At 37.5% G+C, this 26493-nt stretch carries 19 protein-coding genes; 12 read left to right on the top strand and 7 right to left on the bottom strand.

Annotation, left to right across the window (positions count from 1 at the left end; translation table 11 throughout):
• Positions 1–77 precede the first annotated feature (77 nt).
• From porW to uvrC, 3 genes are all read left to right on the top strand, one after another.
• Complete coding sequence (gene porW, locus DHW03_RS14365) at positions 78–2870, top strand: type IX secretion system periplasmic lipoprotein PorW/SprE (protein WP_109926509.1); 2793 nt, start codon at positions 78–80, stop codon at positions 2868–2870.
• Positions 2871–2978: 108 nt separating this feature from the next.
• The gene (locus DHW03_RS14370; RefSeq protein ID WP_109926510.1) at positions 2979–5198 is read left to right on the top strand and encodes a transglycosylase domain-containing protein; all 2220 of its coding nucleotides are present in this window, start codon (positions 2979–2981) and stop codon (positions 5196–5198) included.
• Between the two features lie 175 nt (positions 5199–5373).
• Positions 5374–7200: an excinuclease ABC subunit UvrC gene (gene uvrC, locus DHW03_RS14375; protein ID WP_109926511.1), complete on the top strand. Its 1827-nt coding sequence runs from the start codon at positions 5374–5376 to the stop codon at positions 7198–7200.
• Between the two features lie 106 nt (positions 7201–7306).
• On the opposite strand, the gene porN is transcribed toward uvrC, so the two are convergent.
• The 6 genes from porN to DHW03_RS14405 form a co-directional block, all read right to left on the bottom strand.
• Positions 7307–8218: a type IX secretion system ring subunit PorN/GldN gene (gene porN, locus DHW03_RS14380; protein WP_109926512.1), complete on the bottom strand. Its 912-nt coding sequence runs from the start codon at positions 8216–8218 to the stop codon at positions 7307–7309.
• Between the two features lie 7 nt (positions 8219–8225).
• Positions 8226–9758 carry a type IX secretion system motor protein PorM/GldM gene (gene porM, locus DHW03_RS14385; RefSeq protein ID WP_109926513.1) on the bottom strand — a complete coding sequence of 511 codons (1533 nt, stop codon included), beginning with the start codon at positions 9756–9758 and terminating at the stop codon, positions 8226–8228.
• A gap of 43 nt (positions 9759–9801) precedes the next feature.
• Positions 9802–10611, bottom strand: coding sequence for a type IX secretion system motor protein PorL/GldL (gene porL, locus DHW03_RS14390; protein WP_109926514.1), 810 nt, complete (start codon positions 10609–10611; stop codon positions 9802–9804).
• Between the two features lie 45 nt (positions 10612–10656).
• A complete protein-coding gene (gene porK, locus DHW03_RS14395; RefSeq protein ID WP_109926515.1) occupies positions 10657–11985 on the bottom strand; it encodes a T9SS ring complex lipoprotein PorK/GldK in 1329 nt (442 codons plus the stop codon).
• Positions 11986–12206: 221 nt separating this feature from the next.
• Entirely contained in the window at positions 12207–12977 is a 771-nt protein-coding gene (locus tag DHW03_RS14400; RefSeq protein WP_109926516.1) for a uroporphyrinogen-III synthase, read from the bottom strand.
• Positions 12978–12990: 13 nt separating this feature from the next.
• Positions 12991–13968, bottom strand: a complete 978-nt coding sequence (locus DHW03_RS14405) for a DUF4271 domain-containing protein (RefSeq protein ID WP_109926649.1) — start codon at positions 13966–13968, stop codon at positions 12991–12993.
• Positions 13969–14063: 95 nt separating this feature from the next.
• Here DHW03_RS14405 and hemW point away from each other — a divergent pair, with 95 nt between their 5' ends.
• From hemW to DHW03_RS14435, 6 genes are all read left to right on the top strand, one after another.
• Entirely contained in the window at positions 14064–15194 is a 1131-nt protein-coding gene (gene hemW / locus DHW03_RS14410) for a radical SAM family heme chaperone HemW (RefSeq protein ID WP_109926517.1), read from the top strand.
• Between the two features lie 42 nt (positions 15195–15236).
• On the top strand, positions 15237–16019 hold the full coding sequence (locus DHW03_RS14415; RefSeq protein ID WP_109926518.1) for an SDR family oxidoreductase: 783 nt from the start codon (positions 15237–15239) through the stop codon (positions 16017–16019).
• 1212 nt (positions 16020–17231) lie between these two features.
• Entirely contained in the window at positions 17232–17783 is a 552-nt protein-coding gene (locus DHW03_RS14420) for a fasciclin domain-containing protein (RefSeq protein ID WP_109926519.1), read from the top strand.
• A 187-nt stretch (positions 17784–17970) separates the two neighbouring features.
• On the top strand, positions 17971–18756 hold the full coding sequence (locus DHW03_RS14425) for a DUF3050 domain-containing protein (protein WP_109926520.1): 786 nt from the start codon (positions 17971–17973) through the stop codon (positions 18754–18756).
• Positions 18757–18867: 111 nt separating this feature from the next.
• Complete coding sequence (locus DHW03_RS14430; RefSeq protein ID WP_109926521.1) at positions 18868–19746, top strand: cupin-like domain-containing protein; 879 nt, start codon at positions 18868–18870, stop codon at positions 19744–19746.
• 233 nt (positions 19747–19979) lie between these two features.
• The gene (locus DHW03_RS14435) at positions 19980–20594 is read left to right on the top strand and encodes a sugar O-acetyltransferase (protein WP_240618546.1); all 615 of its coding nucleotides are present in this window, start codon (positions 19980–19982) and stop codon (positions 20592–20594) included.
• 38 nt (positions 20595–20632) lie between these two features.
• Here the strand turns inward: DHW03_RS14435 and DHW03_RS14440 are convergent, their stop codons facing one another.
• Positions 20633–21061, bottom strand: coding sequence for a YybH family protein (locus DHW03_RS14440; protein WP_240618547.1), 429 nt, complete (start codon positions 21059–21061; stop codon positions 20633–20635).
• Positions 21062–21146: 85 nt separating this feature from the next.
• Here DHW03_RS14440 and DHW03_RS14445 point away from each other — a divergent pair, with 85 nt between their 5' ends.
• The 3 genes from DHW03_RS14445 (at position 21147) to DHW03_RS14455 (ending at position 25043) form a co-directional block, all read left to right on the top strand.
• Positions 21147–22028: a carbohydrate kinase family protein gene (locus DHW03_RS14445; protein ID WP_109926523.1), complete on the top strand. Its 882-nt coding sequence runs from the start codon at positions 21147–21149 to the stop codon at positions 22026–22028.
• Positions 22029–22330: 302 nt separating this feature from the next.
• On the top strand, positions 22331–23428 hold the full coding sequence (locus DHW03_RS14450) for a vWA domain-containing protein (protein ID WP_109926524.1): 1098 nt from the start codon (positions 22331–22333) through the stop codon (positions 23426–23428).
• Between the two features lie 127 nt (positions 23429–23555).
• Positions 23556–25043, top strand: coding sequence for a sigma 54-interacting transcriptional regulator (locus DHW03_RS14455; protein ID WP_109926525.1), 1488 nt, complete (start codon positions 23556–23558; stop codon positions 25041–25043).
• The last annotated feature ends 1450 nt before the right edge of the window (positions 25044–26493 follow it).

A 26493-nucleotide genomic window follows, 5' to 3' on the forward strand; every position in this document is an offset into this window, starting at 1 on the left:
TTAAAATTTGTTGCTCAATAAAATAATTTTGCCTAATTTTTGTTTAATGTGTATCCACTTAAAGAGATTTATTATACTTGAAAAAACGCACCAACAAACCCTTAAATCCCTTCCTCTTTTTCCTATGCCTGCTCTTCGCCTTCGGGTGTATAACACCTAAAGATACAGCAGTGAGTCGCAGGATGCAAAACCTGACGGCAAGATATAACTATATCTACAACTCAAACGTTTTACTCACCGAATACAATGAAAGTTTAATTCAAAGTTATTCTGATAACTACGAAAAAATATTACCCGTTTATTTCGATCCTGAACCTGAGGTTAATTTGGTTTTAAAGCCAGATGTAGCCAATAAACAATTGGACGAGGTAATTTTTAAAGGTCAAACCATCATTAACGATAAAAGTTTTAGCAATTATATTGATGATGCCTATATGCTTTTGGGAAAGGCCAATTATTTAAAAGGCAATTATTTTATTGCTTCAGAATACTTTGATTATACCGCGAAAACTTATGGCAAGGATTTAAAAACCTTCATAATGGCGCTTAATTGGAAAGCGAGAAGCCAAATGGAGCTGAACAACATGGACTATGCCAATAAGATTTTAGATACCATGCTACGTGCTGAAGATGAACTAAAGAAAGATTTGGCAGAACCCTTAGCCACAACCGCCCAAATGCGGATTTACCAGAAGCGCTATAAAGAAGCTATTTTACTCTTAGAAACTGCAATACGAATTGCCGATGAAAAGCAGCTTAGAATTCGTTGGCAGTACATTCTTGCTCAATTGCAAGAAAAGGAAAACGATTTTCAAAATGCATTTATTAATTATAATAAAGTAGAAAACAGTAATGCATCCTTCGAAATGTACTTTCATGCAAATTTGCAACGAATTAAGTTGAAGGCGCTAATTAGTGGTTATAAGGTAGATGAAGAGAAAGCTCTGCTCTCCCTATTAAAAGATGATAAAAATTTTGATTACACCGATCAAATTTACTACCAAGTGGGCGAACTGTTTTCAAAGGAAGGTAACTTAATCAAAGCTGAAGAAAATTACCTTAAATCAGTTCGAAAAAGCACCAAAAACCAAAATCAAAAGGCATTAGCCTATTTAAAAATTGCGGATTTGAATTTCAAATCTTTTAAAAATTACATCAAGGCCAAGCTGTATTATGATAGCACGGTGCTGAGTTTGCCTAAGAATTTTCCAGACTATGATAACATTGTTAAAAAGGCGAATAATCTTCAGTTCCTAACCGATCGCTATACCATCATTTCAAAAGAAGATACGCTTCAGGCTATCGCTAGGTTACCAGAAAGCCAACGTGAAAACAGGGTTAGGGCCTTCTTAACACCAAAAGTAAGCCCATTAAGCACAACAGCCACTACTAATCAGTTCCTGAACGACCCTAATGCACCAAACCAATCGTTAAATTCGGCGGCGGGCTCGGGCAACACTTTTTATTTCAACAACAATGCAGCAATCAGTAACGGTTTTGCCGATTTTAAAAAACGTTGGGGAAACAGGCAATTGGAGGATAACTGGCGTTTAAGTGTACGCTCTTCTGCTCAAGAGAACAATCAAATTTTGGCTGGCGGAAATGTTGCCAATGGAATTAGCCCTGCAAATGATCCAAATGGGCCATTGTCAAACATTCAAACCGCTTTAGAAAAACAATATTTAACCAGTTTGCCAACTACTGCTGATTTGATTTCAAAATCGAACCAAAAAATTATTGATGCTTATTTCGACATTGCGAGCTTCTACCAGCAGGAGTTAAACGACAAAAGCGAAGCGACAAAGGTTTATCTAGAATTGCTCAAACGCTTTCCAGACAACAATCATTTGGTTGCGGTTTATTATAGTTTGCACTTAAATTATAAAGGTATTGATGAAGGAAAATCTAACGAATACAGACAGCTGGTTTTAACCAAATTTCCAAATTCGAACTTCGCCAAAACCATTTTAGATCCTTCTTTTTCTGAGAAGCAGAAACAATTGGAAAATGTAGCAATCAACAACTACAACATGGCCTTTAATACTTATTTAAAGAAAGATTATAGGGATTTAGTGAATCAGGCAAATGAAAACATTAAAGCTTTTCCAAATAATGAATTGGCACCACAATATGCTTATTTAAAAGCGATTGCTGTGGGTAGAACTTCCAAGTTAGATGCCTTATTAGCTGAATTTAACGCCATTACTTCGCTTTACCCTGACGATAAAATTATTACGCCTTTAGTTAAAGATCACTTAAAATATATTGATGCAAATTTGGCAGAGTTTAAACAACGCCCTGTGGCTTTAATTGACTTTGATGCAAATGAACCTCGCTTTGTAAATCAGGTGAAAACGGAAATAGCTGCACCTAAACCCATCGAAAAAAGTGTAAATGCTGCCGATGAACCCAAAATTGCAGTAACAAAACCTGTTGAAAATGCCGTTGAAAAACCTGTGGAGCAACCAACAGAAAAACCTGTTGTTAATCCAACTAAACCTGCGAGCATCTTTAGTACAGCAACATCAGATACTTACTATTACGTGATCGATGTGGCAGATGCAACAATTACTTTAAGCTCATCGCGCTTCGGGCTTGGACAATTTAACCGTGGAAATTACCCCGATAATGATTTGGTTCATAAATTGATAGAGCTGGATAACGATCAGTTGATTTATGTAACCAGTTTTATTGATTTGGAAGATGCCAAAATTTACCAAGAGAGTATTAAAGGGCAATTGAAAAATATCATGAAAGTTCCAGAAAACCTATATAAAGGATTCATTATCAGCAAGGAAAATTTTGATAAATTGAAAGATAGACAACGAATTAACGAATATCTGGAGTTTTACAAAAATAATTATCAATAAGGTTGCCGATATTTGCAACACAAATAAACTAAGGATGCTAGCATTTACACATCCCAAAATTTAAAAATGTGTATTAATTGTATCATCCCTAGTAAAAAATAACATACAATGAACAAAGACCTTTCAAAAGAAGAAACAAAAAGATACAGTCTGCGCATTTGGAAAGTATTAATTGGTGGAATCGCAATTTTTGCAATATTCATTTCTATGATTGGATTTGGCCTTTTCGGTGCGCTTCCCTCATTTCGGGATATTGAACACCCAAAAAGCAATCAGGCATCTGAAATTATTGCAGAAAATGGACGAACGCTCGGAACATATTTTGTTCAAAACCGTTCGAATGTTACCTATAAAGAAATTTCGCCCAACGTAATTAACGGATTAATTGCTACCGAAGACATCCGTTTTAAAGAACACTCAGGAATAGATTTTCAACGTACCTTCACCATCATATTTTATAACCTGATTGGAAAAAAGCAAGGTGGAAGTACCATTACCCAACAGCTGGCGTTAAACCTTTTTTCGGAAGAAGGAAGACAAAGAAATTTCTTTAAACGAGTAATGCAAAAATTTAAAGAGTGGATTGTTGCTGTTAAATTAGAGCGGAACTATACAAAAGAAGAGATTATTACGATGTACCTGAATACGGTAGATTTTGGTAACCAAGCCTATGGTATTAAATCTGCCGCTAGAGTATATTTCAATACCACACCAGATAAGCTATCTGTTACAGAAGCGGCCACTTTGGTGGGTATGCAGAAAGGAATAACCATGTACTCGCCTACGCGAAACCCAGAGCGCTCAAAAGCTCGAAGAAACACCGTAATGGCCATGATGGTAAAATCTGAATACCTAACCCAACAAGAATTTGATGAGCAAAAAGAAAAACCTTTGGGCTTGCATTTTAATGCGGCAACGGTTAACGATGGTATTGCACCATATTTCCGTTCGGTTTTAAAAAGCGATATCAAAACAATCTTTCAAGAGCAGGGCATTACAAAATCTGATGGCACACCATATGATTTAGATCGTGACGGGTTGAAAATATACACCACACTAAATTATGATATGCAAGTGTATGCAGAAGAAGCTCAAAAAGAATACATGAAGATTTTGCAACAACAATTTATAAACAGTTGGAAAGGCAGAAACCCATTTAGAGATAAGGCTTTGCAAATTGAGCAGGGCGTAAAACGATCAGACCGATATAAATCTTTAAAGTTAGAAGGAAAATCGGACGAAGAAATTAAACAGGATTTTAATACCCCTACTGAACTGACCATTTTTACTTGGAAAGGAAATGTGGATACAACCATGAAACCCATTGATTCCGTGCGTTATTATAAAATGCTTTTGCGTAATGCCATGATGACTATGGACCCTACAAACGGTCATGTAAAGGCATGGGTTGGCGGAATTAATTTCGAACATTTTAAATACGACCAAGTAAAAATGGGAACCAGACAAGTGGGTTCTACAGCTAAGCCCTTTACCTATGCGGTTGCCATCGAGAATGGATATTCGCCTTGTTATACCGTTCCGAATGTTCCTGTTACGATTGATGGCTATGGGGAACCATGGACACCAAAATCTACCGGAACACTACCTGGAATTTTAACGTTGCAGAAAGCCCTGGCTTATTCTCAAAACTACATCACAGCATATTTAATGAAACAGGTTGGCCCAGTGGCGGTAGCAAATTTAGCCACCAAAATGGGAATCCCGAACGTTCCAGCCTATCCATCCATTGCATTAGGAACTTTTGATTCATCGATTTATAATATGGTGGGTGCTTATGGCGCTTTTGCAAATAAGGGCTTTTATACCCAGCCTATCTATTTGTTAAGAGTTGAAGACAAGAATGGTGTCGTACTCTATTCACAAAAAGCAATACCGAAACCCGTGATGAGTGAGGAAGTGGCTTACGTAATGACGAGGATGCTGAAAGGTGTAATTACCAATGGAACAGGATCAAGACTAAATTATAAATATAAAGTGAATGCGCCCATTGGCGGCAAAACCGGAACTACCCAAAACAATTCTGATGGATGGTTTATGGCCATAACCCCTCAGCTGGTTACTGGCGTCTGGACAGGTTGCGAGGATAGGGCCTTTCACTTCATAAGCACAGGGCAAGGTGAAGGTGCGAATACTGCGCTCCCGATTTTTGCAGGGTTTATTAAGCGTGTATATGGTAATCCCGCACTTAAAATCAGTCACGCAGATTTCGAAGCGCCCAAATCCGGTGTTTCTATTGTATTTGATTGCAATCAATATCAAAAACAAGAAGAGGGAACCACCGAACTTGATGAAAAACTGGGCTTTTAAGCTGTTAGCTTTCGCGTGAAGGATAGTAGTGAAAAGCCCGGAATGCCGATTTTTCATCGGCATGAGGACTTGTAACGGATAGCCTGACCCTTGCGCAGCTTGGGGCACGCCAAAGCAAAGAATAAAGCGCTTTCAATTCGGAATATTCACTTCCTAACCCTATTTTTGTACTCAAATGAGCAGTTTCGACCATAAAGCAGCATTAACGGCTATTCCGCACAAACCAGGCGTTTACCAATATTGGGATGCGGACGGCAAGCTTATGTATATCGGAAAAGCCAAGGATCTCAGAAATCGGGTTGGCTCTTACTTCAATAGCGATAAAAATCAATTTAACGGCAAAACGAGGGTTTTAGTTTCTCGAATCAGGAAGATTACCTTCACGATTGTTGATACCGAAATTGACGCCTGGCTATTGGAAAATAGTTTAATAAAAAAGCATCAACCGAAGTTTAACATTAACCTAAAAGACGATAAAACTTACCCTTGGATTATTGTAAAGAACGAAAATTATCCACGTATTTACTGGACTAGGAAAGTAATTAAAGATGGATCGACCTATTTTGGCCCCTATGGCTCAATTGGCATGATGCATACCATTCTGGATTTGATTAAGGAAACCTATACTCTACGCACTTGCAACTTGCCTTTAAATGAAAAAAACATTGAGGAAGGGAAATTTAAAGTTTGTTTAGAATATCAGATTGGCAACTGTAAAGGCCCTTGCCAAAATTATCAATCGGAAAGCGATTACGATAAAAACATTGCTGAGATTAAGGAAATTTTGAACGGGAAGATTGGCAATGTAATCCGAGATGTTAAGGGTATCATTAAAAGTGCTTCAGAGGAATTAAACTTTGAATTGGCGCACCAATATTCTAGAAAATTACAGGTTTTAGAGAAATATCAAAGTAAATCTACCGTAGTTAATAGTGCCATAACTAACGTGGATGTGGTAAGCATTGCATCGGATGAGCGTTATGCTTTTGTAAATTACCTAAAGGTGATGAACGGAACAATTATCCAAACACAAACCATCGAAATTAAAAAGCAGTTGGACGAAAGTGATGATGAGCTTTTAACTACTGCCATGTTGGAATTCCGCACTAAGTTTAACAGCACATCAAGAGAAATTATCGTTCCTTTTGATCTTTCTTTAGAGGATGAAAGTTTACGATTCACGGTTCCAAAACTTGGTGAGAAAAAGAAACTTTTGGAACTTTCGCAAAAAAATGTGCTCTTCTTTAAAAAGGAGAAACTAAATCAATACGAAAAGCTGAATCCAGACTTGCGTACCGATCGCATTTTAACCACCATGCAAAAGGATTTAAGGTTAACGCAACTGCCCAAGCACATCGAATGTTTTGATAACTCGAACTTTCAGGGTAAATACCCAGTTTCTGCCATCGTAGTTTTTAAAGATGCTAAACCATCAAAAAAAGACTACCGGCATTTTAATGTTAAAACGGTAGAAGGACCTAATGATTTTGCGACGATGGAGGAAGCCGTTTTCCGTAGGTATAAGCGCATGTTGGATGAAGAACAACCTTTGCCTCAACTTATTATTATTGATGGTGGTAAAGGGCAGTTATCATCTGCCATGAAAAGCTTGAAGTTACTCGGGATTGAACACAAGGTTACCGTTATCGGAATTGCAAAGCGATTGGAGGAGCTGTTCTACCCAGGAGACTCTTTCCCCTTGTATCTTGATAAAAAATCAGAAACCTTAAAAGTAATTCAGCAGTTGAGGGATGAAGCCCACCGGTTTGGAATTACCTTTCACCGCAAAAAACGCGATCAGGGAACCCTTAAAACAGAACTGGAGCAAATTGAAGGGATTGGTAAAACCACCGCAGATAAGCTGTTAACTCATTTTAAATCAGTTAAAAAAATACGGGAAGCCACTGAAAAAGAATTGGCAGCGGTGTTAAATAAAAAACAGATGATTACGCTTCAGCAGTATTTTAGTCCACAAGAAACGGCAGCTGAACCCGAAAGCTAAGAAAAAAAAACCTAAGGCATCAGCCAAAAACAATAGCGCACATAAAAAAAGGGAACCAACATACGTTGATTCCCTTTTTCATTTGATCCGGTTGATGGATTATGATTTAATATTCCCAAAGACCTTGTTCGTAATCAAGAACAGATTTCTTGATTCTTTCTGACTCCATAAGTCTTTCTCTTGGATCCGTAATAATATCTCTAAGCTTGTTATCGCCTGGGTTCGATTCTTTAACGATGTAGCTGCTAAATAAACGACGAATGAAGAAATCATCGAAGCTTAATGTAGATGCATCGTTGTTGGTGTTAATCAAACGTTTCTTAGTTAAAATTTCTCTGGCTTCTGGATAGTAAACCCAAAAAACAGGCTGCCATTGTTTCGAAACATCATTTAGCTTCAAAGGCGCAATACCCACAATACGTGGCTCGAAAATAGAACGTTTAACATCGAAAATCCAATCTTCTTTAATTCTGAATTTTAAAAATAAATCTGGATTAAAGTCATTAACAACCGTTGTTACAGTTCCCGTCTTGTTGTTCGAAACTTCAGCGGTTCCTAATGCAGATTTAGCTGCAGAATCTGCCGTCAATGGGTTTAGGAAAGAATCATCTTCGTTTAGAGCGCTATCAATTGGTGCATATGCTGTTAATTCTTCAGATTTAATGGCAGAAATTAACACATCGATCAATCTTGATTTTGGCGACTTTAATGCTGAATTTACCGTATCACGTAAATCTATTTCTCTCCAAATTCTTTTTGCATAAAACACATCTTCTTCACGCACATCTGCCAATGGCACCATTTCTGTACTATCTATGTCTTTACGCGCATAGAAACCATCTTTAGGTGGTACCTTTAGCTTCTTTTTAGCCGTTTTTACCGGAGCTTTTACAGTGTCTACAACTGGTGTAGCAGCAACAGCATCTGGTTTTTTAGGTACTAATTTAGTTGGCTTTTTTTGAGCAAAAGCAAACGTTGTGATTAAGACTAAAACAGCTATACTTAAAATCCTTTTCATAATCTTTTTATTTTACACTAAATGCTAATGAAGGTAAAATTCTCTGGCGCCCATCAGGACCAACAGAAACAATATCTTCAAAAAACACTCTTGTATTTGGAGTAATTGAGTTAAGCGCAGCTTTAACAGCACCTGCAAAACTACCTCCGCTTCCAGATATGGTTACCGCATCTGAACGCGGTTTTATAATTGTTAATTTAAAGCGTTGGATTCGGAACTTCACATCAAATGGAAAATCATCTAAATCCGCTTCAATTTCCGTTTCACTTTTCAACTGCACAGAGGCAATATCACCCCCCGCACGGCCACCAACTTTGGCAACTGGAGCAGGAATGGCTTTCACTCTAAACTTTTGAGCACCTAAACTTACATTTTTACCAGCGTTGCTAGCCGTTACATTAATTGTAACTTCCTGTCCAACTTGGCCACCACTTGCTATAACGTTGTATTTTCCAGCACCAATTTTACTCATTGATGCACCTGAAGCGCTGGCATTTACAGTTTCTAAAGGGAAACCCGCAGCAGATACCGAGAATGGGTTTGGAATACCTGCATAAATTACATTCATCTTATCTGATGAAACGCTAGCAGACGGTTTTGCTACCTGATAGCTTTGTTCTGGTGTTCTATATTCTTTAATTTGTCCATCAGTTTGACGAACGCGTACTGTACCTACCCATTTAAAAACGCCTACACTACCCGTGCTTCCTGTATAAGTACCTTTACCATCTTTAACTGCTAATTTTCCTCCACCCACAGTAATATCTGGATTCGATCTAGAATCACTCGCTGTTAAAAATACTTCAGCGGTATAAGGCTGACCTTGAATAACATAAGAAGTTGGTGCCACAGCAACTGCGGCAAATTTATCAATGTTGACAACCGCCTTATCCATGTTACCAAATAATTTTTTAACCACTTCCGCTTCTGCATTTTTTGTATCGGCTTGGATTTTTGTTAGGTTGGTCATTGCCGCTGTTAAAGGCGTTCCTTCACCAAAATTAACTTCTTTCCAATCGCCTCTTCCTTTTTTTGGATCTTTAGCTTCCAAAGAAAATGAAACGTTTGCGCGGTCTTCGGGAGCAAGTAGGGAAATTAGTTTTTCTCTAGTTGCATTGATTTTGGCCTTTAATTTTTCACCTTCGCCTTGATTAATCATGATACCTTGAGCGATATCCATGTTTTCTCTACGCTTTAAATCTCCTGTTAACGTGTCAACGCCATCACCTGCTTCTGTAAACTTCTTTTTAATCCCTTCTATAAAGTTATTTAAATCATCAGCTGCTGCTTTTGCTTGTTTTGCTCTATCATAAATAGGTTGTGCACGAGCCGGTTCTTCTTTTAATTTCGAGTTTTCAAACGAAGAGAAAAGCTGCTCAATACTTACATTAACGTTATCTCTTGAGGTAGCTAAACTGTCGTTAATATTTTTAAAAGCATTTAATACTGTATCTGATACGTTTAAGGCAAGCATAGCCAACAATACCAAATACATGATATTGATCATTCGCTGCCTTGTTGTTTCTTTTCCGCCTGCCATGTTTTATGTAGCTTTCTTTTATATAAATTAAAAACTAGATAAATTATACACGTGGGCTATTCATAGCCGATAGCATGTTACCGTAAATTGCATTTAGTGATGAAAGGTTTTTAGCCAACTTGTTCACCTCTTCTTTAAACTGCTTAGAATCTTCCATCGATTCGTTAAAGTTTTGCATGGTAAGTGACAAGTTAGAATAGAATTTATTCATCGATTTCAAGTGTGCGCTAGAATCTTGTAATTCCAATTCGTACACTGCGTTTAATGCAGATAAGTTTTTAGCCAAGTTGTTTACTTGCTCGTGATAAGCTTTAGATTCTACGTTGCTTTCGCCCATAGCTTTCAAGTTTTTGGTTGCGTTATCAAAAGCTACACTTAGGTTATCAAAACCAGCAGAAGCCGTTTTTACTTTTCCAGTAAATTCGTTTGTTGCTGTTGAAGCATCTGCTACGTTAGAAATTGCAGCTACTTTATCGCCAAATGTACGCAAGCCAGTGCCTAAGCTTTCGATTAAATCTGGTCCGATTTTAGCATCAGATAACATTTTATCTAAAGCAGCGGTGTTGCCAGTTGAAACTGGTGCTGCAGCAGGTCTGATGGTTGCTGTTGGTAAATCACCTTTAAAGTCCTCTCTTAATTCTGGATAAACTTTATCCCACGCTGGTTCTGGTTCTGGTGGGAAAAATCCTGTTAGGAAGAATAAAAATGCTTCCACTCCAAGTCCAACACCAATTGCAATATTTCCAAAAATGCCTCCTATGTGCAAAATTTTAAATAGTGCTCCGATAATTACAATACTTGCTCCCCATGAAATCGCTACGTGTAACCAACCTGGTTGTTTTTTTGATGCCATAAAATTTTGATGTTTTTCTTTTAGTTTTAGTGTTTGTTTGGTTTTTTAATTTCTTAGGTCTGTTCCAGGGTAGGCAGATACGCACCTGAAACCGATGTATGATCTTTGTTGGTCTTGATATTCGTAAGTAGCAACAGCGTTTTGCAAGAAGTAGCCAGTATCTTTCCAAGAACCACCTTTTACCACTTTGCGTTTTAGATATTTACTGTCGTTTTTGCCAGCAACATACGTAAAGTTAGGGTTCAAATCGTGCAATAATGGTGCTGATGATTTATTATAAGCTGTTTTTGTCCATTCGGCAACGTTACCAGACATATTATACAATCCATAATCGTTAGGAAAATAAGATCTTACGCCAACGGTATAGATACCACCATCGCTTGAATAATCTCCACGACCTGGTTTAAAGTTTGCTTGTAAACAACCTTTAGTATTTCTAATGTACGGGCCTCCCCAAGGATATTTTGTTTTTGTATTTCCGCCTCGGGCAGCGTATTCAAATTCAGTTTCAGCAGGCAAATCGTAATCCATTCGCGCATTCATCGGCATTTTTCTAGCCGATGCAACACCTTGATATAACTGCGTTCTCCAATGAGAAAAAGCTTTGGCTTGTTCCCAACTTACACCCACTACAGGATAATCATCATAAGATGGGTGATTGTAGTAACCACGCACCATTGGATCATTTTGTGAATAAGAATAATCTGTTTTCCAAACCATTGTATCCGGATAAACTGCAATTTCATAACGATCGATATAATCTTGACGTTTACTGTTTGGATTTTTGTGGCCTAAGGCTGCTTTATCTAAATTTAAAATGCCGTAAGAATATTCAAGTTTACGGACATCAATTTCCTTTCTTCCAGGAAGCGCATCTAAACCAGAATAATACATGCCATCCAATTGGCTAGCTTGAGCTCCAGTAGCAGCACCTTTGCCTTTATTGCGCCAAAGGTTTGCACCATTAGTACCAACCTTTTTCCAATCGATATATTTCTGACCCCCTAAAGCATTTGCTGCCGCACCTTTAGGCGTAATCATAAATTGTTGTGGGTTTCCCATCATGGCAATGGCGATAGAATCGCGCACCCAATTGGTAAACTGACGGTATTCAGCATTGGAAATTTCAGTTTGATCCATAAAGAATGCACTGATGGTTGTCATTCTGCTGGGTGCACTCTGAGAAAAGGTAATATCCTCATCAGAACCACCTAGTGGCGTATGCCCTGGTGGAATATACACCATCCCCAAAGGAATACGGTTGTTTTTAAATTTGCGGTTATAAGCACCTACTAGTTCGCCTTGACCTCCATGGCCACAACTTGCCAGCAATACGGTTACACCCATTAGAGCTAGAAGGTAAATTTTCTTCATATTAATTATGTTGTGCTAAGCACTGTTAGGAGCAATTTTATCAAAAATCATTGATATAATCAACAATTAAAAATATTTTACACGAAATGATTGTTAAATTGCCTTTAAACAGCAGCTAGGCTATTTTCATCTAATTTTTTTGTTACAAAATTAAGCATAACTCACCTATAACTGAAAAGTTACGCTTTTATTGTGAGACTTTCAAATTTTTGCGCAAAGGCTTATTTATTAGATACTTTGATGTAGTTCTCTATAGCCATTGTCATCGAAGGAACTCCGGGAGTGGGAGCTGCAATATCTACTATTAAATCCATATCTGTAGCTGCTTTACTTGTATTTGTACCAAATGCAGCGATACGGGTATTGTTTTGTTTAAAATTGGGGAAGTTTTTGAATAGTGATTGAATACTGGATGGACTAAAAAAGGCAATCACATCATAAAACACTTCCGCAAGATCTGATAAATCACTTACTACAGTTCTAAAAAGTACCGCAGGTGTGAAATCGTAGCCGCTTTTTTCTAAAAACTTCATGGTATCTTCTGTAGCCACATCAGAACATGGATACAAAAACTTTTCATTTGCATGCTTTTTCAATACTTCAGCCAAGTCGGCAGCAGTCTGTTTACCAAAGAAGATTTTCCGCTTACGATACTGAATGTATTTCTGTAGGTATAAGGCTATCGTTTCAGATAGACAGAAATATTTCAGCTCAGCCGGCACATCATATCTCATTTCTTCACAAATTCTAAAGAAATGATCCGCAGCATTACGACTGGTAAAAATTACCGCCGTAAAATCGGCAAGATTAATTTTATCCTTCCTGAAATCCCTTGCAGGGACTCCTTCTACGTGAATGAAAGACCTAAAATCAACTTTTAAATTATGCTTTTTAGCCAAATCGTAATAGGGAGATTTTTCTGTTTCAGGCTTCGGTAAAGTAACCAAGATACTTTTTACTTTGCGAAGTTTAGCGTCATTTTTTTCTTGCATTTTTGTTTTCCTGCTACAATCCTATCGTTTTAATTAGTATTAAGATAGGACATATTTCGAGGGCGCAAAAGTACAAAATTAAATGCATTCTAGAAAACTTATTGTTAGAAAGAATAGTAATGCCAGCTCTAAGCAACTGAAAGGTGAAAATAACACCTAATAACAAGTATGCCAGCACGATATAAATTCCGCCGTACTTTAACGGAGACAAAGCAAATGCAACCACCAAGGGTATAAATAGTAAGGATGCATTAAAGTAACTTAAATACAATATGGAGATATACTCCCCTACTGCTTTCTGCACATTAAACAGATGCCCCAAAAATCTTAAAATGATTAATTTAAGTGCATAAAACACAATTATTATAATGGATATGGTAAAGAAAAACCTAAAGCCATGTAAGGCTTGATACATATCGTAATACTGAGCCACGAGGAAGAAGAACATGCCCAGAATAAAGCCAAACTGAATGAACAATAAAAGAAAAGGCCAGGAACTAAAAAGATTGTCTTCCTTATTAATGTTGTTTAAAATTCGATTGCTGAAAAAAGATTGAACGATGGCAGAGAGCTGTTTCGAAAATGCATTTTTTAAAATGGCGAAAATCACCAACATCACAAATATAAAACCGAGCAGTCCCACGTTACCCTTCCTAATCGGTTTTCCAAGCTGATAGGGGTTTTCTTTCTTTTTTAAATATTGATATTTCTTCTGCCAAGCCCATAAATTGAGGCTCGGAAATAAGTATTCCTTTTGCACACTATCTAGTAAAGCATGTTTATTCAAGGCACTGTCTGGCAAAACCCATGTATGTGTAAGGATGGAATCTGTAACTTGCTTTTGCCTAGCCAACGTTGCAGAATCGACCCTCAACCTTCGATATTTATATGGGTTAACAATGGCACTATCGGTTTGCAAAGGAACTTCTTGCCCATCAGCAAAATTTGCAAAGCACAAAAAAGCAAATACGATGAAGATAAACTTGGGCATTCCGATCAAAAATTTAACGGCACAAAAGTACTCAATAATCATTGTTTACCTAAAGAAAATAAATCGAATTGGTTTAATCGCCTATCTTTGCAACAATGTCTGGTATATATATCCATATTCCTTTTTGTAAAAAGGCTTGCCACTACTGCGATTTCCACTTTAGCACTTCTTTAAAATATGCTGATGAAATGGTTGATAGCATTTGCAGAGAAATTAAACTTAAGAAAGATCGGATAGGCGGCCAAGTTAGAAGCATTTATTTTGGTGGTGGCACACCATCCATATTACCCCAAGCGGCGCTACAAAAGATTTTCGACACCATAAACCATACTTTTTCTGTCGATTCAAATGCGGAAATCACCCTGGAAGCCAATCCTGATGATTTAACGCCTCAAAAATTAAAGGAGTTAAAGCAGCTGCCAGTTAATCGCTTCAGTATTGGTGTTCAGTCTTTTTACGAGGAAGATTTAGTTTGGATGAATCGCGCTCACCATGCCGATGAAGCCGAGAACTGTATTAAAAGAAGTCAAGATGCTGGTTTTGAAAATTTAACGCTCGATTTGATTTATGGTTACCCTTTACTTACAGATGCTAAATGGATTGCGAACATTGATAAAGCCATTGATTTACAAGTACCACACATCTCTGCTTATGCCTTAACGGTTGAGCCAAAAACTGCATTGGCCCATGCCATTCGAGAAAAGAAACAAAGTCCAATAAACGACCATCAGAGTGCAGCCCAATTTGTAATCTTAATGGAAAAGCTACAAGGCGCTGGTTTTGAGCATTACGAGATCTCGAATTTTGCAAAACCTGGGTGTTATGCCATGCACAATACCAATTATTGGAAAGGTGTTACTTATATTGGGATTGGCCCATCGGCACATGGGTTTGATGGTCAGAACAGACTCCATAATCCCGCAAACAATGCCTTGTATATGGAAAAATTACAGTCAAACAAGCTTCCAGAGATTGTAGAAGCGTTAAGCCTAAACGATCGCTTTAACGAATATGTTATGACAGCGTTAAGAACCATGTGGGGTATCGACCTGAGTAAAATAGAAAATGATTTTGGTAAAGATTTCTTAGAACAAACCCTTCAAAACCTTAAAAACTTTGAAGAAAAAGATTGGTTGTGCATTTCAAATGAAAAAGTAACGCTCAATCAGAATGGAAAACTTTTTGCAGATCATATTGCCTCTGAGCTTTTTATCATTAACGAATAAAAGAGCACACACCTACGATTATCAAAATAACAACTAGAAATTATGTCTAAAATTGTTTGGATTACTGGCGCATCATCTGGAATTGGAGAAGCACTTGTTTATCAATATTTCAAGGCTGGCCATAAATTAATTATTTCAGGCCGAAACCGTGATGAATTGTTCAGGGTAAAAAGCAACTGTCAGAATTCTTTCCATGTTCATGTTTTAGCTTTTGATTTAAGCCAGACCGAAGGTTTAAAAACTAAAGCCGAAGAGGCCATGCGGATTTTCGGAAAGATTGATTTGCTTATAAATTGCGGAGGGGTAAGTCAGCGAGGGTTGGCACTTGAAACCGGTTTGGCAACCGAGCAGCAGATTATGAACACCAATTTTTGGGGTACGGTAAACCTAAGCAAGGCCATATTGCCCAATATGATCGCCAATAATGGTGGGCAAATTGTTGTAATCAGTAGTTTAGTAGGTAAATTCGGAACGAAATTAAGGTCGGCTTATTCGGCATCGAAACATGCTCTGCATGGCTACTTTGATTCTTTAAGATCAGAAGTTTATGATAAAAACATCGATATTACGATTATTTGTCCGGGGTTTATAAAAACAAACGTTTCCATTAATGCGCTAACTTCAACAGGAAATAACCAAGGCAGTATGGATGATGCGCAAGCGAAGGGCATGACGGCCGAGGCCTGCGCCAAAGAAATTGTAAAAGCTGTAACTGCAAAGAAAGAAGAAGTTTATATTGGCGGCAAAGAAACAAAGGCAGTTTTATTGAAACGTTTTTTCCCAAGCTTTCTTTCTAAAAAGCTTAGAACAGCGAAGGTTACCTAAACCTATCCACTTTTTAGCGTAGCCATCAAATGTTAACGCGGAGATTGGGCTTAATTGCCGAGTTACTAAAAATGGAATCGGTTTAAAATGTTTGGAGAGCAAGTGCATTGCCTGTCGTTTACTGCTGTCCCGCTATTACTCCAAGCACAATGAAAAATTGTGGCTTTCCGTGCTATCGGGTCTATTTAACTGAGGTCGCTGGTGCTTAGGTAATTCTATCGCACAAATAGGAGTTAGCCAAGGCTACCTAAACTTATCCACTTTTTAGCGTAGCCGTCAGATGTTAACGCGGAGATTGGTTTTAATTGCCGAATTACTAAAAATGGAATCGGTTTAAAATGTTTGGAGAGCAAGTGCATTGCCTGTCGGCTACTGCTGTCCCGCTATTACTCCAAGCACAATGAAAAATTGTGGCTTTCCGTGCTATCGGGTCTATTTAACTGAGGTCGCTGGTGCTTAGGTAATTCTATCGCACAAATAGGAACTAGCTAAGGTTACCTAAACCTATCCACTTTTTAGCGTAGCCATCAAATGTTAATGCGAAGATTGGTTTTAATTGCCGAGTTACTAAAAATGGAATCGGTTTAAAATGTTTAGAGAGCAAGTGCATTGCCTGTCGGTTACTGCAGTCCCTATTACTCCAAGCACAATGAAAAATTGTGGCTTTCCGTGCTATCGGGTCTATTTAACTGAGGTCGGTGGGGCTTAGGTAATGCTATCGCTCAAATAGGAATTAGCGAAGGTTGGTGAGTAAAACAATTATGGCAGTCATGAATAGTTATCTGCACCAACCCTTGTTAAATAAACCGTATTGAAGCGGTATCCCCCGATTTTTTCTATCGGGGATTTAGCGGAAAGACGGGCAACCGGCCGCCAAGAACTACTACCGTACCTTTCCAAATATCAAAACATAATTTTCCAGATGGGTGCCCTATACTGTTAATGGGTGACTTTGCTAACGAAACTTAACAAGAAATGGGTTATAGTCAATGAACCAACACTGGAGTATCTCCACCAAATACAGGTTTCAACAGTCTCATTTGGATGCATAAGCCAAAAGAAAAGATATTCCCAATAGTTTTCCAATAATGGATTTAAAATTTTAATACCCTCATTTTCAATGATTTAAATATTTTTTGAATTTATAAAAATCCAAGCATCTGTAAGGTCTCGTAAATGGAATCAAATAACAAAACTTAAAATCAAAAAATAATGAAAAATTTAATCCTATCTGCAATTGCCGTTGTTACAATGGCTTTTACAACTCAAGCTTACGCTCAAAAAAACCCAATGGTTGGTGGCGCTGCAATGTATGCAACAAAAGATATCGTTGATAACGCGGTAAACTCTAAAGACCATACAACTCTTGTTGCTGCTGTTAAAGCTGCTGGCTTGGTAGAAACTTTGAAAAGTGCTGGACCATTTACGGTTTTTGCTCCGACAAATGAAGCTTTCGATAAATTACCAAAAGGTACTGTTGAAACTTTAGTTAAACCAGAAAACAAAGCTACCCTTACAAAAATTTTAACTTACCATGTTGTTGCTGGTAAAATGGATAGCAAAGCAATTGCTGCTGCCATTAAAAAAGGAAATGGTAAAGTTGAATTAACAACTGTACAAGGTGGAAAACTTTGGGCTTACATGGAAGGTAAAAAATTAAAACTTAAAGATGAAAAAGGTGGCGTGAGCACAGTAACAATTGCTGATGTTAATCAAAAAAATGGTGTAATCCATGTGGTTGACACGGTTTTAATGCCAAACTAATTTTTAACATCCCTATAATTATAATGAAAGCGTTTCTGCCCAGCAGAAGCGTTTTTTTTATTTGTCAGTTTTTATTCAAGATTTTATTAAAGTGTTAATACATGTAATGGAGTAGTTAGATTTGCATGGAAATAAATATTTGAATTGCCCTCTCTTTCAAAGTTTAACACAAAACAATTCGTATAAGATGCATCCCAACATTAGTAAAATTCAACAGAATATAGCGCCGTTGAGGCAACAGATTATCAACCATAAAGTTTACTCGGCGATAAGTGATCTGGAGGATCTTCAGATTTTTATGGAGCACCATATTTTTGCCGTTTGGGATTTTATGTCGCTTTTAAAAGCCTTGCAGATAAATTTAACTTGCACTACTTTACCTTGGTTTCCGGTTGGCGATGCAGTTACCAGACAATTGATAAATGAAATTGTAGCGGGTGAAGAAAGTGATGTTGATGCAGATGGAAATATAAAGAGCCATTTTGAACTTTATATTGATGCCATGAGACAGTGCGGTGCAAATGTAGAACCGATAAGCAACTTTTTACTTTCTTTACAAAAAGGGCGCGATTTTGAAATGGCTTTCGAGCTTGCTCAAGTTCCTGACGAGGCAAAGGCTTTTGTAAACGCTACTTTCGAAACCATTAACAGTGGCAAAACCCACCTACAGGCTGCAAGTTTTACATTTGGCAGAGAGGATTTAATTCCGAATATGTTTTTTAGTATGGTTAACGACTTAAATAGCACACAGCCAGAGAAAGTATCTATTTTTAAATACTATTTAGAACGCCACATAGAAGTTGATGGAGATCATCACAGTCATTTGGCATTGGCGATGACAGAAAAACTTTGCTCAGAAAACGAAGATTATTGGATGGAAGCGGAAGAAACTACCAAAATTGCCTTACAAAAAAGGATCGATTTATGGGATGCAGCTTACAAAGCGATTGAGAGCCGAAAGGTTTTGGTTTAAAAAATCAGTTTTGAATTAAGTAATTTTCGTCACATTTATTCACGAATATTCAATTTGTAAAATAAAATTTACACATTTGCTATTCGTCCAAAAAAAATCGATTTTCAGAGCATGAGTTTCATTTTAAAACCAGTAGATATCGTTGAGAGTATTACTCCAGAAGATTTTAAAAAAAAATATCTTAAAACAAAACGTCCATTAGTAATCAAAGGCTTAACCAAAGATTGGCCGGCCAGGGAGAAGTGGACAACAGAATATTTAAAAGAAATTGGCGGCAATTTAGAGGTTCCTCTTTACGATAATTCTAAAGCAGACCCTTCGAAACCAATTAATGCCGCTACGGCACATATGAAATTTGGCGATTACCTTGACTTAATTAAACGGGAACCAACGGAATTGAGAATTTTCTTTTTCAATTTATTTAAGAAAGTACCAAGTTTAATTAACGATGTAAAAATTCCAAAAGATTTAATGGGAGGCTTTATTGAAAGTATGCCAGCCATGTTTTTTGGAGGTTCCAACTCCGTAACTTTTTTGCACTACGATATCGATTTGCCTCATATTTTCCACACTCATTTTGGTGGTAGAAAGCACATTATTCTTTTTGATAATAAATGGAAAGATAGGTTGTATTGCTTACCAAATGCCACTTATGCCCTTGAAGATTACGATGTTGCCAACCCTGATTTTGAAAAATTCCCTGCACTGAAAGGTGTTGAAGGCTATGAAGTTTTCTTAGAACATGGTGATACTTTGTTTATGCCTACAGGGATGTGGCATTGGATGAAATACCTTGATGGTTCGTTCTCCTTAAGTTTGCGCGCTTGGGATCAATCAATTACACGTAAAGTTGCAAGTGTTTGGAGTTTATTTACGCATGGTGCTGTGGATAGCTTAATTAAAATGACTTTTAAAGAAAAGTATGCACACTGGAGAGAGAAAAAAGCAGTGAAGATTGCTGAGAAAGCATTAGCAAACGGCAGACCTTAAAATATTTAACTTCCAAATTCGTTTAAAGCGTTTGGGGAAAGCAATTTCAACGGGACTATCAATTATTGATAGCCCCGTTTTTTATTGAAAAGCTTTGCATTGTTGCAAACCATAAGGGGTTGTGTTACTAAAGAAAGTTTATGCGCAACCCATAAGCGTGATGTTTTTTCTACTTTAAAACAAATGGCTTAAATGAGTAATGTTAACTAAATTAGCAGATAAATTGAATAGCCATGGAAAACAATATGCCCACCGAAAAACAAAAAATGCTTGCTGGTAAAGCCTATCAGGCTGGCGATGCCGAGCTATCGAAAGAAAGACTAAAGGCAAGGGAAATTGTTTTTGAGTTTAACAACTTGGCTCCAAAGTTTATCAAACAGCGAAAAGAGTTGTTAAAGAAGTTGTTCGGCAAAACAGAAAAAATGTTTTATGTAGAACCGCCATTTCGTTGTGATTATGGTTACAACATCGAAATTGGTAATAATTTCTATGCGAATTTTAATTTAGTGATTTTAGATTGTGCTAAAGTAAGTATTGGCAATAATGTCTTCATTGCACCAAATGTGGCCATATACACTGCAGGACACCCGATACATGCGCACCTACGCGATCAGGAATTTGAATGGGCACAAGAAATTACCATCGGAAACAGTGTTTGGATTGGTGGGAATGTGGTTATAAATCCGGGCGTAAAAATCGGATCGAACGTAGTTATTGGATCAGGGAGTATAGTAACCAGAGATATTCCCGATGATGTTTTCGCCGCTGGCAACCCTTGCAGGGTTATCCGCAAAATAACAGATGAGGATAAAGATTATTATTACAAAAACTTTAAATTAGAGCAGTAACTTTGCGGTTTTAGGCATGGATTGCATCAACTTTGCGACTAGCTTGAATGGTCGACAATGATTTTCCATTGACCGTTAATTTTTTTAAGCAGCAAGGTAAAATATCCTTTAAGCTCGTCTTGGGCGCGCTTAACATTCCAGCTACCCAAAACGAAGGCTACATCTTGATTTAAGAAATCTATTTTTTTAATACCGAAGGTTAGAAGACCCATTGCTGCTTTATCTGGATAACCTTTTTTGTAATTGTCTAAAGTTTTTTGCCATCCATATGTAGGGCCATTTTTACCTACAAAAAGCAGACTGTCGCTTTTTGCGTATCCCTGCATGTAGGCTTCAACATTTCCCTTATTCCATTCTTGCCTTTGGCTTTCGAGTACATCAAGTATGGCTTGTTTATCTTTTGGTGTTTGAGCATAGGTATTAAGGGCCACTAAACACAATAGGGTAATTAAGATTTTTTTCATCATCAGCTTATAGAAGATTAAAGATATTAAAACATTTATTTCTTTACATCGGTAAAAATTGTTTCTTTACATTTCCAAAAATTAATCGATGCAAAATAGAGTGATCACCATAGGCGAAATACTTTGGGATGTTTTCCCTGAAGGCAAAAAGGCGGGCGGTTCGAGTATGAACGTTGCGCTCAATTTACACAAGCAAAGTATAAACAGCGGCTTTATTAGCGCTGTTGGTGATGATGAAAATGGAAAGGAATTGCTGAACTTCCTTGATTTTGCACATTTTACGAGAGATTTAATTGAAGTGCATCAAGAACTACCTACCAGCACGGTTGTTGTTCAGCTTGATGAAAACCACCAGGCTACTTATACCATAAAGCAACCTGTTGCGTGGGACGATATTAAAATTACAAATGAAAATATTGCGGCCGTACAAAACGCTGACGCTTTGGTGTATTGCAGCTTGACTTGTAGAGACAATAGATCTAAAAAAACTATATTGGATCTCTTAAAACACGCTAAAAGGAAAATATTCGACATTAATTTACGAGCCCCGTTTTTTGAAAAGGGTTTAATTGAAGAACTGTTAAATGAGGCTGATGTTTTAAAAATTAATGAGGATGAAATTATTTGGGTTAAAGATACTTTTGGTTTAACTGGTAACAACGACGAACAAATTTTGAAACAGCTTGCTGCTGAGTTTAATATTGAAATTATTTGTTTAACCCTTGGTGATAAAGGCGCTTGCATTTTACAAGATGGGAAGTTGTTTAAGCACCCAGGCTATAAGGTACAGGTTGCCGATACGGTTGGATCGGGAGATGCTTTTCTTGCAACCTTTATTGCTTGTTATTTGCAGGGCTACCCAATGGAAACTACTTTAGATAATGCCTGTAAGGTTGGTGCTTTTGTGGCTTCTCAATCGGGCGCTAATCCAGATTATAACAAAAAGATTTATCATATGGCGTTGGCCTAGTTAACTCGTTTTGCCCCAGAGGGCACTATAAGCGCTTTTATTAAGCACCCTAATTTATTTCGGTGGGTTTTGCGTTAGGGATTGTAAGGGTTTAGTACCGATTCTTCATCGGTACCGCAGCGAAGCGAAGCCCTGAAAAGCCCGACCCTTGCGCAGCTTGGGGAACGCCCAAATTAGTTTTTGTTATTCAAGCAAAATGGCTCCAAATTTTAAATATCCGAATTGTGCAGCCAAATATGACACCCCGCTTAAATTAATCCAAATCGAAACTTTTATCTTCGATAATTGGTTAATATAAGCACATGAGAGGTTTTCGTTTTTCTGATTATAAACCTGGCGATTCGCCAAAGGGTGGGTTCGATGAGTTGCTTAAATTGTTTAGCGAACTGCTGAATTATACGGCTGGAGATGCGGCCGAAGCGCTAAGTTGGCTGAACGAACTCGACAAGCAATACAAGCTTACAAATAATGATTATGGCATCGGCAATTTTATTGATGACCTGAAAGATAAGGGCTACCTGACCGAGGACAACCAATCTGGCGAGTTTAAGATTACTGCAAAAACTGAACAGACCATCCGTAAATCGGCACTGGATGAAATTTTTGGAAAACTTAAGAAGTCTGGTCGAGGAAATCATAACAGCAACCAATCTGGCATTGGTGAGGAAAAAAATGCAGACAGGCGAGAATATAGTTTTGGGGATAGTTTAGATCAAATTGATATGACTGCCTCTATCCAAAATGCGCAAATTAATCATGGCATTGGCGATTTCACTTTAACAGATAGAGATTTGGAGGTTGAAGAGAAAGATTTTAAGACCTTAACTTCTACCGTGTTGATGATTGACATTTCGCACTCCATGATTTTGTATGGCGAGGATAGAATTACACCGGCAAAAAAGGTAGCCATGGCCCTAGCCGAACTCATTAAAACGAAATACCCTAAAGATACTTTGGATATTGTTGTCTTTGGGAACGATGCTTGGCCAATTACAGTTAAAGATTTGCCTTACCTGCAAGTAGGTCCGTACCATACCAATACTTACGCGGGATTAGAGTTGGCGGCCGATTTACTTCGACGACGCAAAACGCATAACAAACAAATTTTTATGATTACTGATGGGAAACCAACTTGTTTGAAAGAAAATGGTAAGTATTATAAAAATAGTATGGGCTTGGATAGGAAGGTAATTAACAAAACCTTAAATATGGCGGCTCAATGCAAGCGCTTAAAAATACCGATTACTACATTCATGATTGCGAAAGATCCTTACCTACAACAATTTGTTAGGCAGTTTACGGAGATTAATGGTGGAAGGGCTTTTTACAGTTCGTTAAATGGATTGGGTGAATACATTTTTGAGGATTACATTAAAAACAGAAGAAAAACAGTTAAATAAGGCTAGCCAAAACGACTAACCTACTTTACATAAAAACACTAACAAGGTGAGATTTAGGTATTAAGGTATTGGCCATGTGCTCAATCTTAAACTTCAAAGCTTAAGCCTTAAACCCATTTTAGAAAAGATGCAAGCAAAAACATTAGGTGAATTAAAAACAACAGGATATAAATCGAGATCGGTTAAAGAAGAACTTAGAGAAAACCTGATTAAGCAGCTAAAAGGTAATAAATCTGAATTTGAAGGGATTATTGGTTACGATGAAACCGTTATACCTGAACTACAGACTGCGATTTTATCGAGACACAATATTTTATTATTGGGTTTACGCGGACAGGCAAAAACTAGAATTGCCCGCCTGATGGTAAACCTATTGGATGAATACGTACCTTATGTTGCAGGAAGTGAAATTTTCGACGACCCACTAAACCCAATTTCTTGGTTCGCCAGAAATGAAATTGCAACCAAAGGTGATGCTACTGAAATTGCATGGCTACACCGCAGCGAGCGTTATACTGAAAAATTAGCGACACCGGATGTTACTGTAGCAGATTTGATTGGTGATGTTGACCCAATTAAAGCGGCTACATTAAAGTTGACATACAACGATGAGCGTGTGATTCATTTTGGCTTAATCCCCAGGGCACATAGAAGCATTTTTGTGATTAATGAATTGCCCGACTTACAGGCTAGAATCCAAGTTGCTTTGTTTAACATGCTACAGGAAAAGGATATTCAGATTCGTGGTTTCAAATTGCGGTTACCTTTAGATATTCAATTTGTATTTACGGCTAACCCTGAAGATTATACTAATCGTGGTAGTATTGTTACGCCACTGAAGGACCGTATTGAAAGTCAGATTTTAACCCACTACCCTAAGAGTATCGAAATTTCGAGAAAAATTACTTTCCAAGAGGCAAAGTTAACCGAAGAGCAAAAAGCAAATATCGAAGCGGATGGATTGGTAAAGGATTTGATTGAACAAATTGCTTTTGAAGCGCGGAAAAGTGAATACATAGATCAAAAATCAGGGGTTTCTGCCAGATTAACAATTTCAGCATTTGAAAATTTAATCAGCACAGCTGAACGGAGAATGTTAATTTCTGGCGAAAAAAATACAGCTGTTCGTTTAGCCGATTTGGCAGGAATTATCCCGGCCATTACTGGAAAAATAGAATTGGTTTACGAAGGTGAATTGGAGGGGCCGGCTCACGTTGCAACAACCTTAATTGGCAAAGCGGTTAAAACGTTATTCGGTCGTTATTTCCCTGACCCTGAAAAGGCAAAGAAAAGCAAAACAGCGAATCCATATACTGAAATTACAGAGTGGTTTACAGAAGGAAATAATTTAGATGTAACGGATACCTTAACCAACGCACAATACAAAAAGGCCCTAATGTTGGTTCCAAGCCTTTACGATTTAGTTAAAAAGTTTCATCCAAAATTAAGCGAGAACCAAACTTTACTGTTGATGGAATTTGTGCTCCATGGATTGGCTGAATATTCTCAATTGAGTAAAAATTTCTTGAATGGCGGTTTCGGTTTCAGCGACATGTTTGGCAGTTTATTTAATGCTGAATTTGATGAGGAAGAGGATGAGGATGATTTTAGGTAGAAATATCTAAAAATTCTTTCATTAGGAGGCGATTTAAAGTTTCCCGCAGAAACACAGAAAGCACGAAATTTTTGTCTGCACTATACAAATCTGTTTAAAATCTGCGTTCAATCCTTTGAATCTGCGGGAAAACTAAGCGATAAATAGTCACTTGCCACGGAAACACAGAAAGCACTGAATTTTTGTCTGCACTAATCTGTTTAAAATCTGCGTATAATCTTGAATCTGCGGGAAAATTAAGCGATAAATAGTCACTTTCCACGAAAACACAGAAAGCACTGAATTTTTGTCTGCACTATACAAATCTGTTTAAAATCTGCGTATAATCCCTTGAATCTGCGGGAAAATTAAGCGATAAATAGTCATTCGCCACGGAAACACAGAAAGCACTGAATTTTTCTCTGCACTATACAAATCTGCTTAAAATCTGCGTTCAATCCTTTGAATCTGCGGGAAAATTAAGCGATAAATAGTCACTTTCCACGAAAATACAGAAAGCACTGAATTTTTGTCTGCACTATACAAATCTGTTTAAAATCTGCGTATAATCCCTTGAATCTGCGGGAAAATTAAGCGATAAATAGTCATTCGCCACGGAAACACAGAAAGCACGGAACTTTGATATGCGCAATACGAATCTGTTCAAAATCTGCGTTCAATCCTTTGAATCTGCGGGAAAATTTGCGATAAATAGAGACTTGCGATGGCAAAATATAAGCCACAGAATTTTTTTCTGCACTATACAAATTTGTTTAAAATCTGCCTTCAATCCTTTGAATCTGCGGAAAAATTTGCGATAAATGGTGACTTGCCACGGAAACACAGAAAGCACGGAATTTTTGTCTGCACTATACAAATCTGTTTAAAATCTGCGTTCAATCCCTTGAATCTGCTGGAAAATTAAGTTATAAATAGTCACTTTCCACGAAAACACAGAAAGCACGGAATTTTTGTCTGCACTATACAAATCTGTTTAAAATCTGCGTTCAATCCTTTGAATTTGCGGGAAAATTAAGCGATAAATAGTGACTTGCCATGGAAACACAGAAAGCACGAAATTTTTGTCTGCACTATACAAATCTGTTTAAAATCTGCGTTCAATCCCTTGAATCTGCGGGAAAATTAAGCAATGAATAGTCACTTTCCACGAAAACACAGAAAGCACGGAATTTTTCTCTGCACTATACAAATCTGTTTAAAATCTGCGCACAATCCCCTGAATCTGCGGGAAAATTAAGCTATAAATAGTGAATTGCCACGGAAACACAGAAAGCACGGCATTTTGATTTGCACTATACAAATCTGTTTAAATCTGCGTTCAATCCCTTGAATCTGCGGGAAAATTTGCGATAAATAGTGACTTGCCACGGAAACACAGAAAGCACGGAATTTTTGTCTGCACTATACAAATCTGTTTAAAATCTGCGTTCAATCCTTTGAGTCTGCGGGA

Source organism: Pedobacter yonginensis, from assembly GCF_003173595.1.
In the GTDB taxonomy this organism is placed as follows: domain Bacteria; phylum Bacteroidota; class Bacteroidia; order Sphingobacteriales; family Sphingobacteriaceae; genus Pedobacter; species Pedobacter yonginense.

Coding starts and splice junctions, on each gene's coding strand:
- DHW03_RS14370 (WP_109926510.1), top strand. CDS start 2,979: ATGAACAAAGACCTTTCAAAAGAAGAAACAAAAAGATACAGTCTGCGC.
- uvrC (WP_109926511.1), top strand. CDS start 5,374: ATGAGCAGTTTCGACCATAAAGCAGCATTAACGGCTATTCCGCACAAA.
- porN (WP_109926512.1), bottom strand. CDS start 8,218: ATGAAAAGGATTTTAAGTATAGCTGTTTTAGTCTTAATCACAACGTTT.
- porM (WP_109926513.1), bottom strand. CDS start 9,758: ATGGCAGGCGGAAAAGAAACAACAAGGCAGCGAATGATCAATATCATG.
- porL (WP_109926514.1), bottom strand. CDS start 10,611: ATGGCATCAAAAAAACAACCAGGTTGGTTACACGTAGCGATTTCATGG.
- porK (WP_109926515.1), bottom strand. CDS start 11,985: ATGAAGAAAATTTACCTTCTAGCTCTAATGGGTGTAACCGTATTGCTG.
- DHW03_RS14400 (WP_109926516.1), bottom strand. CDS start 12,977: ATGCAAGAAAAAAATGACGCTAAACTTCGCAAAGTAAAAAGTATCTTG.
- DHW03_RS14405 (WP_109926649.1), bottom strand. CDS start 13,968: ATGCCCAAGTTTATCTTCATCGTATTTGCTTTTTTGTGCTTTGCAAAT.
- hemW (WP_109926517.1), top strand. CDS start 14,064: ATGTCTGGTATATATATCCATATTCCTTTTTGTAAAAAGGCTTGCCAC.
- DHW03_RS14415 (WP_109926518.1), top strand. CDS start 15,237: ATGTCTAAAATTGTTTGGATTACTGGCGCATCATCTGGAATTGGAGAA.
- DHW03_RS14420 (WP_109926519.1), top strand. CDS start 17,232: ATGAAAAATTTAATCCTATCTGCAATTGCCGTTGTTACAATGGCTTTT.
- DHW03_RS14425 (WP_109926520.1), top strand. CDS start 17,971: ATGCATCCCAACATTAGTAAAATTCAACAGAATATAGCGCCGTTGAGG.
- DHW03_RS14430 (WP_109926521.1), top strand. CDS start 18,868: ATGAGTTTCATTTTAAAACCAGTAGATATCGTTGAGAGTATTACTCCA.
- DHW03_RS14435 (WP_240618546.1), top strand. CDS start 19,980: ATGGAAAACAATATGCCCACCGAAAAACAAAAAATGCTTGCTGGTAAA.
- DHW03_RS14440 (WP_240618547.1), bottom strand. CDS start 21,061: ATGATGAAAAAAATCTTAATTACCCTATTGTGTTTAGTGGCCCTTAAT.
- DHW03_RS14445 (WP_109926523.1), top strand. CDS start 21,147: ATGCAAAATAGAGTGATCACCATAGGCGAAATACTTTGGGATGTTTTC.
- DHW03_RS14450 (WP_109926524.1), top strand. CDS start 22,331: ATGAGAGGTTTTCGTTTTTCTGATTATAAACCTGGCGATTCGCCAAAG.
- DHW03_RS14455 (WP_109926525.1), top strand. CDS start 23,556: ATGCAAGCAAAAACATTAGGTGAATTAAAAACAACAGGATATAAATCG.